The sequence below is a fragment of the Amycolatopsis bullii genome (assembly GCF_014654205.1).
Taxonomy (GTDB): Bacteria; Actinomycetota; Actinomycetes; order Mycobacteriales; family Pseudonocardiaceae; genus Amycolatopsis; species Amycolatopsis plumensis.
In genome coordinates this window covers 176,125-192,655 of record NZ_BNAW01000009.1, presented here as the reverse complement: position 1 = coordinate 192,655, position 16,531 = coordinate 176,125, and the positions used below count along the sequence as shown (strand labels likewise).

Sequence of the window (16,531 nt, the reverse complement as noted above, 5' to 3'; positions counted from 1 at the left end):
TGCCCTGCATCTGCGGGACGGACTTGGTCGTCGTGGCCAGGGTCCGGGCCGCCGCCCGGCTCAGGCTCGACGGCGCCGGCTCGGATTCCACCTGCTCGGATCCCACCGGGTCGGTGACAGTCACAACGAGGACCACCCAATCATTCGCGTTCGGCACGTGCCCGCCCCAGCCGGCACGCCGGTCAGACCTGCTATTCACTGATATGTGCGGGTTTCGTGGCGCCGCGAAATCAACATAGCAACCGAGTCCGGCCGCACAATGACACGATCGGGTCACCGGGTTAATGGCGGGCGCGGCACTCGATCATTCTCGGATGATGTTCGACGGGGCTGGTCACCGGCTGTCCGCGGACGTCACTCGGTCGTGAAAAAGCCTGCTCGGCAGCGCGGTTCATGGTTGCCCAGCGGTACGACGCGGTGGCGGGTACCCCGCTTTGGCTGCGCCGAATCGGCGAATTTCGCCTGCCGGTGCGGCCACTTGGATGAATTCGCTGTTTTCTGTTGTCCGCCCGGAAACGGATGACTAACTTGAGCGTGCCCGGTTGTGGAATGCCGGGCCGTGCTTCCCGCAGTCCGCGGGCGAAAGGACCTGGATGAACATCTTCGTGGCCGGCAGTCTCTGGGTGGCCGGTGCGGCCTGCGTCGGCGGACTGATCGCCTACCTGGTCCGCCGGTTCGGCCGGGACGACGAGGGCAGGCCCGGCAACAACGACGCGGCGGGCCAGGTGTTCACCATCGTCGGCGGGCTGCACGCGGTCCTGGTCGCCTTCGTCCTCATCTCGCTGTACGACTCGGTGAGCACCGTGAGCCAGAACGCGCAGACCGAGGCCGACAGCCTGGTCGCGGCCACCTGGGCGGCCGACGCGCTGCCGGAGGCGACGAAGGACCGCGTCCACCAGCTCGCCACGGCGTACGCGCACACGGTCCAGGAGCAGGAGTGGCCGCGCCTGGCCGAGGGCAGCGAGGTGCCGGCCACCGGCGCGACCCAGCTGGACCAGATGCGCCTGGCGGTCGCGGAAGCGCCCGCCGACGGCGACTGGGAGCTGGACCGCAAGACCGAGGCCAGCGACCAGCTCTGGTCGGTCTACCAGGCCCGGCAGCAGCGGCTGAGCCACTCCGGCGCCGGCGGGGTCGGCGCGGTCGTCTGGTTCGCGCTCATCCTCGGCAGCCTGATCACCGCGATCCTGCTGCCCAACCTGTTCGGCGGCACGCGGCTGGCCGCCCACATCATCATCGTGTCCACCCTGGCCGGCACGATCACGCTGCTGCTGTTCGCGATCTACCAGCTGCAGAACCCGTTCAGCGGTGGGGTGAGCGTGCCCCCCGAGGCGTTCACCTCGGCGCTGGCCAGGCTGGTTTGACCGGCACGCGGACCCGCTGGGCGGCGGCGTTCGGGGTGGCCGCGGCGGTCTCGGCGCTGCTCGCGGCGTCGGGCTGGCTCACGCCCCCGGCGGCCCACCTCGCGGTGGCGCGGCCGCCGGGCGGCTGCACGATCCTGCAGGCGGAGAACGAACGCACTGGCGCGCCCACGACCCTGCGACGGCTCTCCCTGCCCGGCGGGGTCACGCAGCGGGTGAGCCAGGCCGGGTACTGGATCAACGCGATGGGCTACTCCGCAGCGCAGGGCGTGGTCTACGGCGTCGCCGACGGCACCCGCGCCGGCCGGTACCACGGCGCGCACGCGGTGCGGATCGACGCCGCCGGCGTGGTCACCGATCTGGGCGTGATCGGCCGGGCCGGCACGCCGCACCCGGTGTGGAGCCCGGTCACCGGCGCCACCGCGGGCGCGATCGACGGCGACCGCTGGTACGTCCGGCAGGGCAGTGATCTGTACACAGTGGACATCGACCCGGGGGACGCGGACTACCTGCGGGTGGTGCACCGGACCGCGCTGCGGCCGGTTTCGCTCGCCGTCGGCGTCGACGACTTCGCCGTCGACCCGGCGGACGGGCTGCTCTACGGCGTCTCGGCGACCTCACACGGCGGCAGTTCGGTGGTCACCATCGACCCGGCGAGCGGAAAGGTCGCGGTGGTGCCGGGGCTGCGGTTCCCCGAAGGCGGCGCGTACGGGTCGGTCGTGCTCGCCTCCGGCGTGCTCTACGCCACGGCCAACCACTACGGGCAGCGCAGCGTCACGTTCCGCCTGCCGCGCGACGGCTCGGGCCCGGCCACCGAGGTCGCGACCGGGCCGCCGCTGGTGAGCGGCGACGCCGCCGGGTGCATCGCGGAGGCACCCACGCCCCCGCCCCCGCCCCCGCCGACGACACCTCCGGAGCAGTCGTCACCTCCCCCGAGCACGCCCCCGGAGCAGTCGTCACCCCCACCGTCGACCCCGTCCCGGACCGAGGTGCCGCCCGCCACGCAGGCACCGGAGCCGTCACCCCTGCCGCCACCACCGGTCGAACAGCCCGTCGTCGTGCCGCCGGCCCCGGTGCCGGCTCCCACGCCGGCCCCGGTGGTCACGCCCACGCCGTCCACCCCGGCCCCGCCACCCCCGCCGCCGACGACCCCGCGCGCGCGTCCGGAGAAGCCGGCCGAGCCGGTGGTCCGGGACACCGGACGGCGGACCGAGGAGAAACGCCGCTGGGGGCTGACGGCACTGCTGCTCGTGCTCGGCGGGGGCGCCGCGGTCGCCCACGTGCGCCGGCACCGGTGAGCCGGCGTCAGTACTTGAACTGGTCGACGTTGTCGGCGGTGATGAGCAGGGGGTCGCCCAGCAGGACGGTCTTCGTGGCCGCGTCGTACTTCACCGCCGGCAGCTCCAGGCTCACCTTGTTGACCGGGCCCAGTGGCTTGCCGTCGGCGACCTGCTTCGCCGTCCACGCGGTCAGGTAACCCAGCGACTCGACGTTCCACAGCACCGACTGCGAGCACGAGCCGTCGAGCAGGAACGGCTTGATGGCCTGCGGCGTCCCGACGCCGACGGTGAACACCCGGCCGATCTTCTCCTCGTCGCCGACGGCCTTCGCGACCCCCGGCGCGGACGTCGTGCACTCGCCGATCAACCCGGTCAGGCCGGGGTGGCTGGTCATGAGCTGCTTCGCGATGGCCGTCGCGGCGGCCTCGTCTTCGCCCGCGTACACGGTGTCGACGAGCTCGGCCTTCGGGTAGTGCGCGGCCGCGTACTCCTTTTGGACGGCGATCCACGAGTTGAGGTTCGCCGCGGCCGGGCCGCAGGAGACGATCGCGTACTGGCCGGCGCCGCCGGTCTTCGCCATCAGCGCGTCGACGAGCGCGGTGCCGATGCCCTGGGCGCTGGCCTGGTTGACGAACACCTCGCGCTGCGTGCCCGGCGCGTCGGTGTCCGAGGTGAGCACGTGGATGCCCTTCGCCCTGGCCTCGGCGATCACGCCCGCGAGCGCGGCCGGGTCGTTGGGGGCCACCACGATGACGTCGACCTTCTTCGCGATCAGGTCGCGCAGGATCGTCACCTGCGCGGCCGGGTCGACGGTCGCCGGGCCGGTCGAGTGCCAGGTGACGCCCAGCTGCTTCGCCGCCTCGAGGCCGCCGTTGTCCATCGCCTCGAAGTACGGGATGCCGCGGACCTTGGGCACGAACTCGATCCGGGTCGGCGGCGCGGCCGGCGCGTTGCCCAGCTGGTCCGAGCAGCCTCCGAGCGCGAGGGCCGCCACCAGCGGCAGCATCGCGACCAGCCGGAAGGTCTTCGTCGGCGCTCGCATCCCCACCCGTTCCTCAGGATTTCGATCAGTTCGATGGGTCTGCGCATGGTGGAGACCAAGGGCGAACGTAGGGCCCCGGGTAACTGTGGTCAACGGGATGTGCGCAAAGGGTTACGGAAGTGAGTTCTGCTCCGGCAGATATCCCCTGGTCAGCTTCGATTGACCACGCTGCGTGACTACGATCCGTCTGTCTGTGCCTGCGCCGGACCGTCGGCACTGTGACGCGCGGAACGTGCGCACAGTACCCCCCAGGGGTATAGTCACCGGCATGAACGAACAGCACGGGGCTTCGTGGGCGACAGCGATCCAGGCGACTCTGCACTGCCTGACCGGCTGTGCCATCGGTGAGGTGCTCGGCATGGTGCTGGGCACGGCGTTCGGCCTCCACAACGCGGCGACGGTGGTCCTGTCGATCGCGCTGGCCTTCGTCTTCGGCTACGGCCTGACCATGCGGGGCGTGCTGAAGTCGGGGATGAACCTCCAGGCGGCCTTCAAGGTCGCGCTGGCCGCGGACACCGTGTCGATCGCCGTGATGGAGCTGATCGACAACACCGTGGTCGTGGCGATTCCCGGGGCGATGGACGCCGGGCTGGCCAGTGTCCTGTTCTGGCTGGCCCTGGTGCTCTCGCTGGCGGTCGCGTTCGTCGTCACGGTGCCGGTCAACAAGTGGATGATCGGGCGCGGTCTCGGTCACGCCAAGGTGCACGCGCACCACCACCACTGAACACGGCGCGCGCGTCCGGGGAGGTGGCGGCCTCCCCGGACGCCGCTACACGCGCGAAAGGTCGATCGCGCGGTCCACCTTGCGCCGGTCGAGCACCCGCAGGATGCCTTCCAGCAGGTAGTAGTCGGCGTAGGGGAGTGACACCTCGACGCCGTCCTCGGCCGGGCGGTTCCGCGTGCAGCGCGCGACGCTCGCCTCGGCCCGGGTGGACTTCGTGGTCAGGCACGTCCGCGAGACCGCCGTGAGGATCCGCAGCGCGCTCTCCCGGTACTGCGGGCGGTGCGTGAGCTCGGCGAGGTCCAGCAGGCCGCACGCCATGATCACGCCCGCGGAGGCGTCCTTGACGTCGTTTGGCGCCTGCGGGGCCAGGTAGTCCCACACCGGCACGTGGTCGGGCGTCAGCCGCGACAGCGCGAAGTCCGCGAGCCGCCGGGCCGTGGTCAGGAACTCCGGGTCCCCGGTGCGCCGGTGGATGGTGGTGAACCCGTAGACGCCCCAGGCCTGCCCGCGCGACCAGCACGACGCCGGGCTGTAGCCCTGCACCGTGTTCGGCCCGATCGGCGCGCCGGTGACCGGGTCGAAGTCGAACACGTGCGGCGTCGACCCGTCGGGGCGCAGGAAGTTCCGCTGCGCGGTCTTCGCGTGCGCGACGGCGATTTCGAGGTAGCGCGGATCCTGGGTCTGCGCACTGGCGAACGCGAGCAGATCGAGGTTCATCATCGTGTCCATGATGACCCGGCCGGCGTTGTTCGGGTCGGACAGCGCGCCCCAGGCACGGATGAACCGGCCCGCCGGGTTGTAGCGCTTGATCAGCGACGACGCGGCCTGCACCGCGCCCGCCTTCCACTTCTCGTCGCCGGTGAGCCGCCACGCGGTCACCCACGAGGGGTAGAACAGGAAACCGAGGTCGTGCGTGCCCGTGTCGTTCTGGCGCGGCGCGAGTTTTTCCGCGGAGGCCAGTGCGAGGGTCTTGAATTGTTCTTCGCCGCTGTGCAGCCAGGCCAGCCACAACTGGCCGGGCCAGAATCCGCCGACCCAGTCGCCGTTCTGCGAATAGGTCCATTTCTCGAACTTCGTGCCGACCGGGAACGCGGTGACGCCGGGGGCCACCGCGCGGAGCTTGGCCACCGCGTAATCGGCCGCTTGGCGGAGCGTCCGGGTGGCCGAGGCCTGGTCAGGGGTGGCCGCCGATGCGGTCGTGGTGGGGCTGGCGCCCACCGCCACCGCGGCACCGGCCGCGGTGGTCAGCAGGGTTCTCCGGGAAACGCTCACAGGTACCCGCCATTCCGTGATTTCGGGGGGAGGAGAGTGCCCGGAATTTTTGCACGGCAGATGGGCCGTTGTACACCCGGCGGAAGCCCGTTCACGTTTGTGAAAAGTGTGCCGCTGAGCGGAATGGCGGGGAAATGGGCGAAGGCCCGGCGGGGGACACCGGGCCTTCGCCGTTGTCGCGGGGTGAGGGCAGTCAGCCGCGCGACGATTTTCAGCAGTGCGGGGCGACCGGCTGGTCGGAACCCGTCTGCAGGTAGGTGTCGGACACGTAGTGCCCGGGGCCGATCCGGTCCCAGATGTTGCCGGTGCCGAACTTGCCGGTGACGGTGTCACCCTCGACGTAGCACTCGATGTTCACCTTGGCGTAGTTCGCCGCGAGGCCCTTGATGGCGGCCGAGGTGCTCGCGCTCGCCCGGACGTTCATCGGGTCGCCCGCCGTGCTCACGACACCGGTCGGGCCGGAGCCGGTCCACAGGTAGGTGACGTTCACGTTGCCGTTGTCCGACATGCCGAGCCCGTCCCAGAAGACACCGTCGGCGAGGTCGATGCCGGCCGGGTTCTGCACCTTGTAGCCGAGGCCGCTCTTGCCGCCGTTGTAACCGTTGTGGTACGCGGCATACGCTTCCGGCTGGCCCTGCGGCAGGTCCTTGAACTTCGTCCGCACCGACGACGGGTTCCAGTAGTCGTCCTGCTCGTTCCACGGGCCGACGTCCCACACCGGCGCGTATTCGCACTTGCTGCCGTCGGTCCGGCAGACGCGCACGGAGTAGTTGCCGGTGCCCTTGGGGGCCAGCGCCTTGCCGGAGGGCAGCGCGACGAAGTGGTCGCGGCTGGTGATGACGTGGCCGTTGGCGGTGGTCCCGCCGGGCAGGCCTTCGCGGGTGCCGTAGACCTTGTAGGTCAGCTCGGTGCCGGCGGTGAGGGCGTTGACCTGCGGGGCGTTGTCGGCGTCGAGCTTGACGCTCGTGACCGACGGGCGCACGCCGTCGGTGGAGCTGTGCAGGCTGATCCGCACCTGCACCTCGTTCACGGCGCTCTTCAGCGTGGTCCCGGCCGGGGTCCACTCGGTCCAGTCGTCCGCCCCGGTCCGGCCGCGGACGTCGACGTCGACCGAGGTGCCCTTGGGGGTGTCGGCGGTCAGTTCGGCGCTGACGCGGTTGGTCGGCGAGCCGAGCCGGTGCCCGTCGGTGGTGAGGCTGCCCTCGCTGCCGGCGAACACGCGGGCGGTCCGGTGCCACGCGGCGTCGGCCAGGGTGAGCGTGCCGCCCGCTCCGGTGACGTTGACGTCGTTGCTGTCCACTGTGGACAAGTCGGCGGTCCAGCCGGTGCCGGTGGCGGCCTGCGCGGGGGCTCCGGCCAGAGCCGTCACCGCCCCGGCGGCCAGGACCGCCGCGGTCACGCGGCCGGCTTTCATGATCCGGATCATCCCCGGTTCTCCTCTCGCACCTGTTGTTCGAAGGTGGCGAAAGACTGACGGGACGGCGTACATGATCCGTACAAGCGGATTGTGCGTCAGGCGCCGGGCAGCAGGAGCCCCGGTGGCGGGGTCTCCCACTCGTCGAACACGGGTGGCGCGGTGCAGTCGTCGGCACTGGCCTTCGAGAGGTCGACTTCGCCGCCTTCGAAGGCGGCGCCTTCGAACTGGACGCGGCCGCTGCTGAACTCGGCGTTGTCGAAATTGACCCGGGCGCCGTCGGCGAACTGCGCGCCGCCGAACCAGACTTCGCCGCCGGTTACGCGCATTCCATCGAACGATGTCCAGCCGCGGCGGAACCGGGCCAGGCTGAACAGGAGCCGGCCGCTGCCCACCTCGATGCCCGCGAAGTCCGCGGAGCGGAGGACGGCGCGGAGGAAGTTGAACTCGTGGCCCTGCCAGCTGACCGGCGCACCCGGGCGGAGGTGGTCGCTGATCACGCTCGTGATCGAGAAGCGCACTTCGGTCTCCTCGTCGTGGTACCACGGCGAATCCAGCGCGGGCTCGTACGGCATGCGCAGGTACGCGCACAGCACGTCGATGCACACCTGGGTGCGGCCGGCAGACCCAGCGCCACCCACAGGAGCACGGTCGCGGCCGCGAACACGCCGAGCCCGGTGCAGACCACCGCGACGAGGTGTCTCCCGATCGGCCAGAGTCCGGTGGTCCGCGCACGCCGGGACGTCGAAGTCACGGCGGGATCCTAGGGCACCCGGGCGCGCCGGAAGGGCGGTTCGCTCAGGCGGAGGCGATGTGCGGCCGCTCCGGCACCACCACGACCGACGGCTCCTCCTTCGGCCGCGTCGACAGCTCCCGCCAGATGGCCAGCGCCCGCTCCGAGTAGTCCCGCGACCGCTCCGGCTGCGAAAGCGCCCGGTGCAGTTCCCCGAGCAGCTGCGAAACCTCGGCCTCCGACCGCCGGTCGCCGTTGCGGCGGTGCACCGCCAGCGAGTTCACCAGCAGCAGCTGCGCGTGCGCGAAGTCCCCGCTGTGCAGGCACAGTTCGCCGAGGTTCTGGTTCGCGTACCCCACGCAGTGGTCGTCGCCGAGGTCGGTGAAGATCGCGATGGCCCGGTCGACGTGCTCGCGGGCCGCCGCCAGGTTGCCCTGGTGCTGGAACAACAGGCCCAGCCGCTTGAGCGCGTGGGCTTCGCGGTGGCGGTCGCCGATCGAGGCCGACAGCTCCAGCGCGTCGGTGATCCAGCGCTTCGCCACCGCGTAACACCCTCGGGACATCCACACCGCGCCCGCGCCGAGGCGGGCCACCGCTTCGCCGTTCGGGTCGTCGGCTTCCGCGAACAGCTTGAGCGCCTCGTGGCAGTGGTCGAGGGCCAGGTCGTCCTCGCCCTCGATGCGGAGGATCGTCGAGACCCCGGTCAGCGCGACGGCCACGCCCTGGATGTCGCCGACCTCGTCGAACAGCTTTTTCGACGCCTCGAACGCCACCCGCGCCTCGGCGTACTCGTCCTGGTAGAGCAGGTACTGCCCGAGGTTGCGCTGGACGATCGCCTCGGCCCGCGCCGAGCCGGCCCGGCGGGCCGCCGCCAGTGCCACCAGATGGGTGCTGTGCCAGTCGTCCTGCGGGCCCCGCAGGTCGAAGTACGGCGTCAGCGCCGAAGCCAGCGGCCAGGCCAGGTCGTCGAACCCGTGCTGGGCGGCCAGCGAGACCGCCGCGACGGTCGTGTGCCGCTCGGCCGCGAACCACTCGGCCGGGTCTTCGGGCAGGACGCCTTCGGGCACGCCGGGGCGGGGGAGCTCGTCGTCGCAGTAGGCCCCGAAGAAGTGCAGCGGCATCCGGCGCGCCGCCTCGAGCGCGAGCCCCAGGTAGCCCTCCAGCACCCGCCGCAGGCCGGCCCGGGTCTTCGCCGCGTCACTCCGCTCGGCGAGTTCCACCGCGTACACGCGCAGCAGGTCGTGCAGCCGGTAGCGCGGCTGCCCGGCCGAATCCGAGCCGACCAGCTCGACGAGGTGGCCGTCGACCAGCACGTCGAGGACGTCTTCGGCGTCACGGCGGCCCAGCACGGCTGCGACCGCCCACGCCGGGAACTGGACCGGTCCGAGCAGGCCGAGCCCGCGGAAGGCGGTGGCCGCCGACATCGGCAGCAGGTCGTAGGACAGCGTCACGCTCGCGCGGACGGCGAGGTCGCCGACGCGCAGCTCGTCGAGCCTGCGGCGTTCGTCGCCCAGCCGGTCGGCCAGCAGCCGCAGCGTCCAGCCAGGCCGGTGCGTCAGCTTCGCGCCGGCCACCCGGATCGCCAGCGGCAGGTGCCCGCACTGGCGCAGGATCGCCGCGGCGCTCTCCGGCTCGGCGGCCACCCGCCCGGCGCCGACGATGCCCTCCAGCAGCCGCGCGGCCTCGGCCTCGGGCAGCAGGTCGACGTCCACCGGCTTCGCGCCGGCCAGCCCGGGCAGCCGGATCCGGCTGGTCACCAGCACCGCGCACGCCCCTGCCCCGGGCAGCAGCGGCCGCACCTGGGCCTCGCTGCCGGCGTCGTCGAGCACGACGCACATCCGCCGCCCGGCCAGCCGGGACCGCAGCAGCGCCGACCGCTCGGCCAGCTCGCGCGGCAGGCCGGCGTCCGGAATGCCCAGCGTGCGCAGGAGTTCGGCGAGCACGCTCATCGGCGCCCGCGGCGACGACGACGTGCCGGCCAGGTCCACGTGCAGCTGGCCGTCGGGGAACTCGTCGCGGACCGCGTGCGCGACCCGGACGGCGACCGCCGACTTGCCGACGCCGGGTGCGCCCGACAGTACGACCACGGCGGGCGTGCCGGAGTCCGCACGCTCGCGCAGCAGGGTCACGACGTCGCGGATCAGCGTGTCGCGGCCGGTGAAGTCCGGCAGGTCCAGGGGCAGCTGGCAGACCGGGGCGACGTCGGCGACGCGCGGGGGGAGGACGTTTTCCGGCACCAGGGTCGCGCGCAGCTCGCGCAGCCGGGCGCCCGGTTCGGCGGCGAGTTCCTCGCGCAGGACCCGCTCGGCCGACTCGTAGGCCTCGATCGCGTCCCCGGTCCGGCCCGCGGCGCGCAGGGCGACGATCAACTGCGCCCAGAGCTCTTCGCGCAGCGGGTGCTCGGTGACCAGCCCGCGCAGTTCGGCGATGGCCTCCCCGGAGCGGCCGAGGCCGATCCGCGCGCGGAGGCGTTGTTCCTGCACCGACAGCCGCAGTTCGGCGAGGCGGGCGACGGTCGCGCCCCAGCTGTGGTCGTGCGGCAGGCCTTCGAGGACTTCGCCGCGCCAGAGGGCGTCGGCCTTGTCGAGGAGTTTGAGGGCGCTTTCGGCTTCGCCGCCGTCGAGCGCTTCCTGGGCTTCGCCGGCCAAGGCGGCGAAGGCGAGGTGGTCCAGTTCGTCCGGCGACGCGGTCAGCAGGTAGCCGGAGGCCCGGCTGCTGATCCGCTCGCCCAGGCCGGGGTGGATCTCGGCGAACCGTCTTCGCAGCGAATGCACGTAGGTGCGGATGTTCGCCGCGGCCGACCGCGGCGCCGATGCCGGCCACAGCACTTCCACCAGCACGTCGGTCGAGACGACGACGTTCGGCTGCAGGGCCAGCGCGGCCAGCAGCAGCCGGGGCTTCGGCCCGCCGAGGGCGATCACGCGCCCGGCGGCGGTGACCTCCAGCGGACCGAGGACGCGGATGGCCAGCGAGGTGGTCTCAACCTGCCCGATGAGTTCCCCCATAGCCGGACTCTAGGACCGTCCGGGCGCACCGGCTAGATCCATTCGGAGTGTCTGTGCGCACACGTGCGCGCTTTGTACGGAATGTGTATGGCGCGGAGCGACGCTGCCGCCATGAAGCGATCGAAACTCCGGCGTACCGCCGGTTCCGGCCTGGTACTGGCCGCGGTCGGCGCGCTCCTGGCCGGCGGCGCGATCGAGGCGTCGGCGGCGGCGAGCGGGACCGTGAAGACCGCCGGTGACCCCCTCAACGTCCGCCGGGCACCCACCACGGCCGCCACGGCGGTCAAGACCGTCGCCAACGGCGCCACCGTCACCATCGACTGCCAGGTCAACGGCTCGTCGGTGACCGGCCCGTACGGCACCGGCACGTTGTGGGACTACGTGCCGGCGCTCGGCGGGTACATCTCGGACACCTACGTCTTCACCAACTCCGACACGCGGGTGGCGCCCGACTGCGGCGTCGGCTCGGGCAGCGGCCAGTGCGCCGACGCCTGCGCGGGCGAGGCGCAGTACCGCTCGTCCGACTCGCACTTCCTGGTCTACGACACGAATTCCGACGGCTACTCCGCCGTGGTCGCCTACTGGCTCAAGGGTGGCGCCGGGCCGTTCTACGTCTGGAACTCCGGCGGCGAAGGCACGAAGGCCGACAAGGCCGTCACGGTCGCGCACGGCGGCTGGGTCTTCTACAAGGTCTGCGTCGCGAACTACACGACCGCCAAGCCCGACCTGAAGTCCTGCAGCGACGGCATCACCGACTACGCGGCCTGAGGCCCGTCCACCACGAGAAAGGGTTTTCCCATGGGTCAGGTCAACCGGCGCAAGGTGCTGCTCGGCGGGCTCGCCGCGGTCACCGCCACCGCGGCTTCGGCGGCACTGCCGTCGTGGGCGAACGCCCGCACCACGGCCGCCGCCCCCGCCGTCCGCGATCCGTTCCAGCTCGGCATCGCCTCCGGCGATCCGCTGCCCGACAGCGTGGTGCTGTGGACGAGACTCGCCCCCGCGCCGCTCAACCCGGACGGCTTCGGCGGCATGCCGGACGCCACCTACGCGGTCGACTGGGAGATCGCGAACGACGAGGCGTTCAGCTCGATCGTGCAGCGCGGGTCGGTGGACGCCGTCCGCGCGTCCGGGCACAGCGTCCACATCGAACCGACCGGGCTGCAGCCGGCCCGCGAGTACTTCTACCGGTTCAAGAGCTCCGGCTACATTTCGCCGGTCGGCCGGACGCGCACCGCGCCCGCCGCCGGGGCCGCGGTCAACCAGCTCAAGTACTGCTTCAGCTCGTGCCAGCACTGGGAGGAGGGCTACTACCACGCGTACAAGGGCATCGTGGCCGACGACCCGGACCTGGTGCTGTTCCTCGGCGACTACATCTACGAGAAGAAGTCGGGCCGGACCGCGCAGGAGCGCAACCCGCGCAGCCTGGCCTTCACCGAGGACGTCACCACGCTCGCGCAGTACCGCGCCCGCCACGCCCAGCACAAGACCGACGCCGACCTGCAGGCCGCGCACGCGATCGCGCCCTGGATCGTGGTCTTCGACGACCACGAGGTGATGAACAACTGGAACGGCACCACTTCACCCGCGCCGGCCGCGCGCAAGGCCGCCGGGTTCCAGGCCTTCTACGAGAACACCCCGATCCGGTCGACGGCCAAGCCGAACGGCGCGTCGATCCAGCTCTACCGGCAGCTGATGTGGGGCAACCTGGCCCGGTTCCACATGCTCGACACGCGCCAGTACCGCAGTGCCCAGGTGCCCGACCCGTCCGGTGACGCCGGTCCGGCCTGCGCCGACATGCGCAGCACCTCCCGCAGCATCCTCGGCGCCACGGAGGAGGCGTGGCTGCTCAAGCAGTTCGAGTCGCACCCGGCGACCTGGGACTTCCTCGGCCAGCAGGTCTTCTTCGCGACGCGGGACAGCGACGGCAACAAGGCCACCTGCGAGAGCAACGACTCCTGGCAGGGCTACGAGGCCTCCCGCAACCGGATCCAGCAGGGCTGGGTCGACCGGAAGGTGGCCAACCCGGTCGTGCTCACCGGCGACGTCCACCGGCACTGGGCCGCGGACCTGCGGCTGGACTACTTCGACCACAGCGACCCGGTGATCGGCTCGGAGCTGGTCACGACGTCGGTCACGAGCAACAGCGACACCGCGTCCGCGCCCAGCGCGGCCTGGTACGCGAACAACCCGCACGTCAAGTACTGCAAGGGCGAGCGCGGGTACGTCCGCGTCACGACCACGCCGTCGCAGCTGCGGGCGGACTTCATGACGACGTCCGACACGAGCGTCTACGACCCGGCTGCGGTGGTGATCAAGAACGACGTCAGCTACGTGGTGCAGGCCGGGAAGCCGGGTCTCCAGAAGGCCTGAAGTCACCCTGCGTGACACCGATCATGGTGGATTCACGTTGTGGACCATGAAAAATGTACGGGGCACCCGGGCCCGGCGAAGGTAGACTCCGAGAATCCCGAATGGACACGGGGACCCGCGCCCCGACTGGGGGTGGCGCGGGTCCCCGGACCCGGCGATCTTGACATTCCGTTCGTGCCGCTCGTAATCTGGGGTTTCCGCCGTCATGCCGAATTCTGCGATCCCATGACAAGGCGGTTCCACGGTGAAAAAACTCTTGCTGATCACCTTCGCGGTGGCCGGGCTGGTGGTGGCCGGCGCCGGCGTTTCCGCCGCCGCGCCCGGCGGCGTTTACGACGTGAAGGACTACGGCGCCAAGGGGAACGGGTCGGCCAACGATTCCGCCGCCATCGACAAGGCGATCACCGCGGCGAACGCGGCGGGCGGCGGCACCGTCCGGTTCACTTCCGGCACCTACAAGTCGGCGAACACCGTCCACCTCAAGAGCAACGTCACGATCCAGCTCGACGCCGGGGCGACGATCACCGGGTCGAGCGCGGACACCTACGACAAGCCCGAGCCGAACCAGTGGGACGACTACCAGGACTACGGGCACAGCCACTTCCACAACGCGATGTTCTCCGGCGACCGGCTGACGAACATCGGCTTCACCGGCGCCGGCACGATCGACGGCGGCGGCAACCTCATCACCGGCAACCCGAAGTCCGGCGAGGCCGACAAGATCCTGTCCCTCACCCGGTGTGACGGCCTGACGCTGTCCGGCGTCAAACTGCGCCGCGGCGGCCACTTCGCGGCGCTGATCAACGGCTGCACGAACGTCGTTTCCGACCACCTCACCATCGACACGGCGAGCGACCGCGACGGCTGGAACATCATCAGCACGACGAACGTCACGATCACCAACGCCGCGATCGCCGCGAACGACGACGCGCTGGTGTTCAAGAGCGACTACGCGCTCGGCGCGAAACTGCCGAACGGGAACGTGACGGTGACGGGCGCGAAACTGTCGGCGGTCTGCTGCAACGCGCTGATGTTCGGGTCCGAGACCTGCGGCGACTTCACCGGGTACCACTTCTCGGGCATCACGATCACCGGCGCGCACAAATCGGGCATCGGCATCGTTTCGATGGACGGCGCGAAGATTTCCGACGTCCACTACCGCGACATCACGATGTCCGGGACGTATTCGCCGATCATGATGAAGATCGGCACGCGCAAGCGCTGCGGCAACAACCCGGGTGTCGGGTCGATCAGCGGCATCACGTTCGACAACGTCACCGGCACGCACACGGGCAGCAGCTTCAGCCCGACGATCTGGGGCGCGGACAGCGGCCACCGCGTCTCCGACGTCACGTTCACCGGCGTGAAGCTTTCGGTGCCGGGCGGGAACGGCACCATGGGCACGGGCGTCCCGAGCAACACGGCGACGGACTACAACCCGAAGAGCATCGGCACCCGCCCGTCGTACGGCTGGTACCTGCACTACGCGGCCGGCATCCGGTTCGTGAACAGCTCGGTGGAGTTCGCCAAGGACGACGGCCGCCCGGCGAGCATCGTCAACAACAGCTCCGACATCACGTTCGACCACTTCACGGCCGAAAAGGGCTCGAAGAGCCCGTTCGACATCGGCTTCCAGTCCGTGACGGGCTACTGCGTCAAGGACTCCACTACCACCTCCGGCTCCGCCCTGCGGATCACCACCGCAAGCTCCACCTCGGCCTGCTGACCCCACCCCGAGGCCCCTTCCCGCGAGCGGGAAGGGGCCTCACCCGTGATCCAGGGGGCATCACGTGTGATTGGAGGGGCATCATCTGTGATTGGTAAGGCATCACGAGTGATGCCCCTCCAGTCACGTGTGATGCCCGCTCAATCACACGTGATGCCTCTTTCCGCACGGACGAAGGGGCCCCGGCCGACTGGCCGGGGCCCCTTCTGCGGCGTCACAAGGGTCAGTGCGAATACTGCTCGTTCATGATCAAAAATGCGCCCAGGCCGTGGAAGTCGTTGGTCTTGCGGGCCCGGGCGTAGTAGTAGGACAGGTCTCCGACGTTGGTGCCCTCGCAGATGTCGGTGATGTTCGTGAGCCCGTCCGAGCCGAGCGACACCTTGCGCAGCACGCCGGCGTACCCGCGATCCGCCACCGCCTGGTAGGACGCCGGCAGGTAGCCGCGCTGGACGCCGCGGGCCATCGTGAACGTGTACATCGACGACGCCGACGTCTCCAGCCAGTTCTTCGCGTCGCCTCCGCGGTCGACCACCTGGTACCAGCGGCCCGTCGAGGCGTCCTGGTAGCGCTGGTAGCCGGCCGCCAGGAAGCGGACGACGTCGATCAGCGCGGCCCGCCGCGGGTGGTCGGCCGGCAGCACCTCGAGGATGTCGATGGTGGCCATGCCGAACCAGCCGATCGCCCGCGCCCAGTGGTACTTCGAGTGGTGCCCGGACCCGGACGCCCACGACTCGGAGCCGTCCTCGTCGTAGGCGTGGTACAGCAGGCCCTTCGCCGGTTCGCGCAGATGGCTGAAGTACACGACGATGTTCTTCGCCGCTTCCTCGAAGCAGTAGTCACCGTCGCCGAAAGCCGCGCCGTAGAGGGCGAGGAACGGCTGGGCCATGTAGACGCCGTCGCCCCACAGCTGGCCGACCTTGCTCGTTGCGTGGAACATGCCGCCGTCGGACGTGCGGGGGTAGGACGGGAACCGCTTGCGCAGCTGGTCGGCCGCCGTCTTGTACTTCTTGCGGCCCGTTTCCGCGTACAGCAGCGGCAGCATCTGGCACGAGCGCATCGAGTCCAGGTTGCTGAAGCTGTTGGAGATGCCGCTGTCGGTGATGAACCGGTCGTACCACGCGATGATGTAGTCGAGGTACTTCTTCTCGCCGGTGCGCTTGTAGAACAGGTACTGGCCGTAGAGGTACAGGCCGAGCGTGTAGCCCCAGCCGCCGATCTTGTCCGGCGTGTAGCGCTTCATCGTCGAATCGATCACCGCGCGCGACCAGTCGGGCGGCGGTGCCGCGCCGCCGATCGGGGGCAGCTGGTCCGCTGCCCGCGCGAGGGGGCCCGCCGCGGCGAGCGCGCCCAGAGCGCCCAGCGTCCCGGCCAGGACCGCACGCCGGGTCGGGCGAAGGGGATGTTCGGACATGCGTCGTCCCTTTCCTGCGCTGGCCCCGCGACGCGGTGGAAGGGTGGCCGGGATGCCGATCCGCCGTCCGTCGGCATCCCGACCAGCTCTGGGGGGCGCGGCGTGCTGCCCGTGTCGCCGGAGCGATGGTCTCGGAGAGCGAAAGCGCTCTCGGGGAGAACATCTACTCGCCTGCCGGAGGCGGAGTCAAGAGAGA

The 16,531-nt window shown here is 70.7% G+C and carries 12 protein-coding genes; 6 read left to right on the top strand and 6 right to left on the bottom strand.

Annotated features, from left to right (window positions below; genetic code table 11):
* The first annotated feature begins 593 nt into the window (after positions 1-593).
* Positions 594-1,361 carry a bestrophin-like domain gene (locus IE317_RS14500; protein WP_191310181.1) on the top strand — a complete coding sequence of 256 codons (768 nt, stop codon included), beginning with the start codon at positions 594-596 and terminating at the stop codon, positions 1,359-1,361.
* The gene (locus IE317_RS14495; protein ID WP_191310180.1) at positions 1,358-2,656 is read left to right on the top strand and encodes a DUF6923 family protein; all 1,299 of its coding nucleotides are present in this window, start codon (positions 1,358-1,360) and stop codon (positions 2,654-2,656) included. Before IE317_RS14500 ends, IE317_RS14495 begins: the two co-directional genes overlap by 4 nt.
* Positions 2,657-2,663: 7 nt before the next feature.
* Here IE317_RS14495 and IE317_RS14490 read toward each other — a convergent pair whose 3' ends face one another.
* The gene (locus IE317_RS14490; protein ID WP_191310178.1) at positions 2,664-3,680 is read right to left on the bottom strand and encodes an autoinducer 2 ABC transporter substrate-binding protein; all 1,017 of its coding nucleotides are present in this window, start codon (positions 3,678-3,680) and stop codon (positions 2,664-2,666) included.
* Positions 3,681-3,948: 268 nt separating this feature from the next.
* Between IE317_RS14490 and IE317_RS14485 the strand changes: the two genes are divergently transcribed.
* On the top strand, positions 3,949-4,404 hold the full coding sequence (locus IE317_RS14485) for a DUF4396 domain-containing protein (protein WP_191310176.1): 456 nt from the start codon (positions 3,949-3,951) through the stop codon (positions 4,402-4,404).
* A 45-nt stretch (positions 4,405-4,449) separates the two neighbouring features.
* Here IE317_RS14485 and IE317_RS14480 read toward each other — a convergent pair whose 3' ends face one another.
* The 4 genes from IE317_RS14480 to IE317_RS14465 form a co-directional block, all read right to left on the bottom strand.
* On the bottom strand, positions 4,450-5,676 hold the full coding sequence (locus IE317_RS14480; protein ID WP_191310174.1) for a glycoside hydrolase family 88 protein: 1,227 nt from the start codon (positions 5,674-5,676) through the stop codon (positions 4,450-4,452).
* A gap of 211 nt (positions 5,677-5,887) precedes the next feature.
* The gene (locus IE317_RS14475) at positions 5,888-7,102 is read right to left on the bottom strand and encodes a hypothetical protein (protein WP_191310172.1); all 1,215 of its coding nucleotides are present in this window, start codon (positions 7,100-7,102) and stop codon (positions 5,888-5,890) included.
* 86 nt (positions 7,103-7,188) lie between these two features.
* The gene (locus IE317_RS14470) at positions 7,189-7,731 is read right to left on the bottom strand and encodes a pentapeptide repeat-containing protein (protein WP_191310170.1); all 543 of its coding nucleotides are present in this window, start codon (positions 7,729-7,731) and stop codon (positions 7,189-7,191) included.
* 157 nt (positions 7,732-7,888) lie between these two features.
* Positions 7,889-10,828, bottom strand: a complete 2,940-nt coding sequence (locus IE317_RS14465) for an AfsR/SARP family transcriptional regulator (RefSeq protein ID WP_191310168.1) — start codon at positions 10,826-10,828, stop codon at positions 7,889-7,891.
* 111 nt (positions 10,829-10,939) lie between these two features.
* On the opposite strand from IE317_RS14465, the gene IE317_RS14460 reads away from it, so the two are divergent.
* The 3 genes from IE317_RS14460 (at position 10,940) to IE317_RS14450 (ending at position 14,924) form a co-directional block, all read left to right on the top strand.
* Positions 10,940-11,596: a hypothetical protein gene (locus IE317_RS14460; protein WP_191310165.1), complete on the top strand. Its 657-nt coding sequence runs from the start codon at positions 10,940-10,942 to the stop codon at positions 11,594-11,596.
* A gap of 30 nt (positions 11,597-11,626) precedes the next feature.
* The gene (locus IE317_RS14455) at positions 11,627-13,198 is read left to right on the top strand and encodes an alkaline phosphatase D family protein (protein ID WP_191310163.1); all 1,572 of its coding nucleotides are present in this window, start codon (positions 11,627-11,629) and stop codon (positions 13,196-13,198) included.
* A 244-nt stretch (positions 13,199-13,442) separates the two neighbouring features.
* Complete coding sequence (locus IE317_RS14450) at positions 13,443-14,924, top strand: glycoside hydrolase family 28 protein (protein ID WP_191310160.1); 1,482 nt, start codon at positions 13,443-13,445, stop codon at positions 14,922-14,924.
* 223 nt (positions 14,925-15,147) lie between these two features.
* On the opposite strand, the gene IE317_RS14445 is transcribed toward IE317_RS14450, so the two are convergent.
* A complete protein-coding gene (locus IE317_RS14445) occupies positions 15,148-16,335 on the bottom strand; it encodes a glycoside hydrolase family 88/105 protein (RefSeq protein ID WP_191310157.1) in 1,188 nt (395 codons plus the stop codon).
* Positions 16,336-16,531 lie beyond the last annotated feature (196 nt).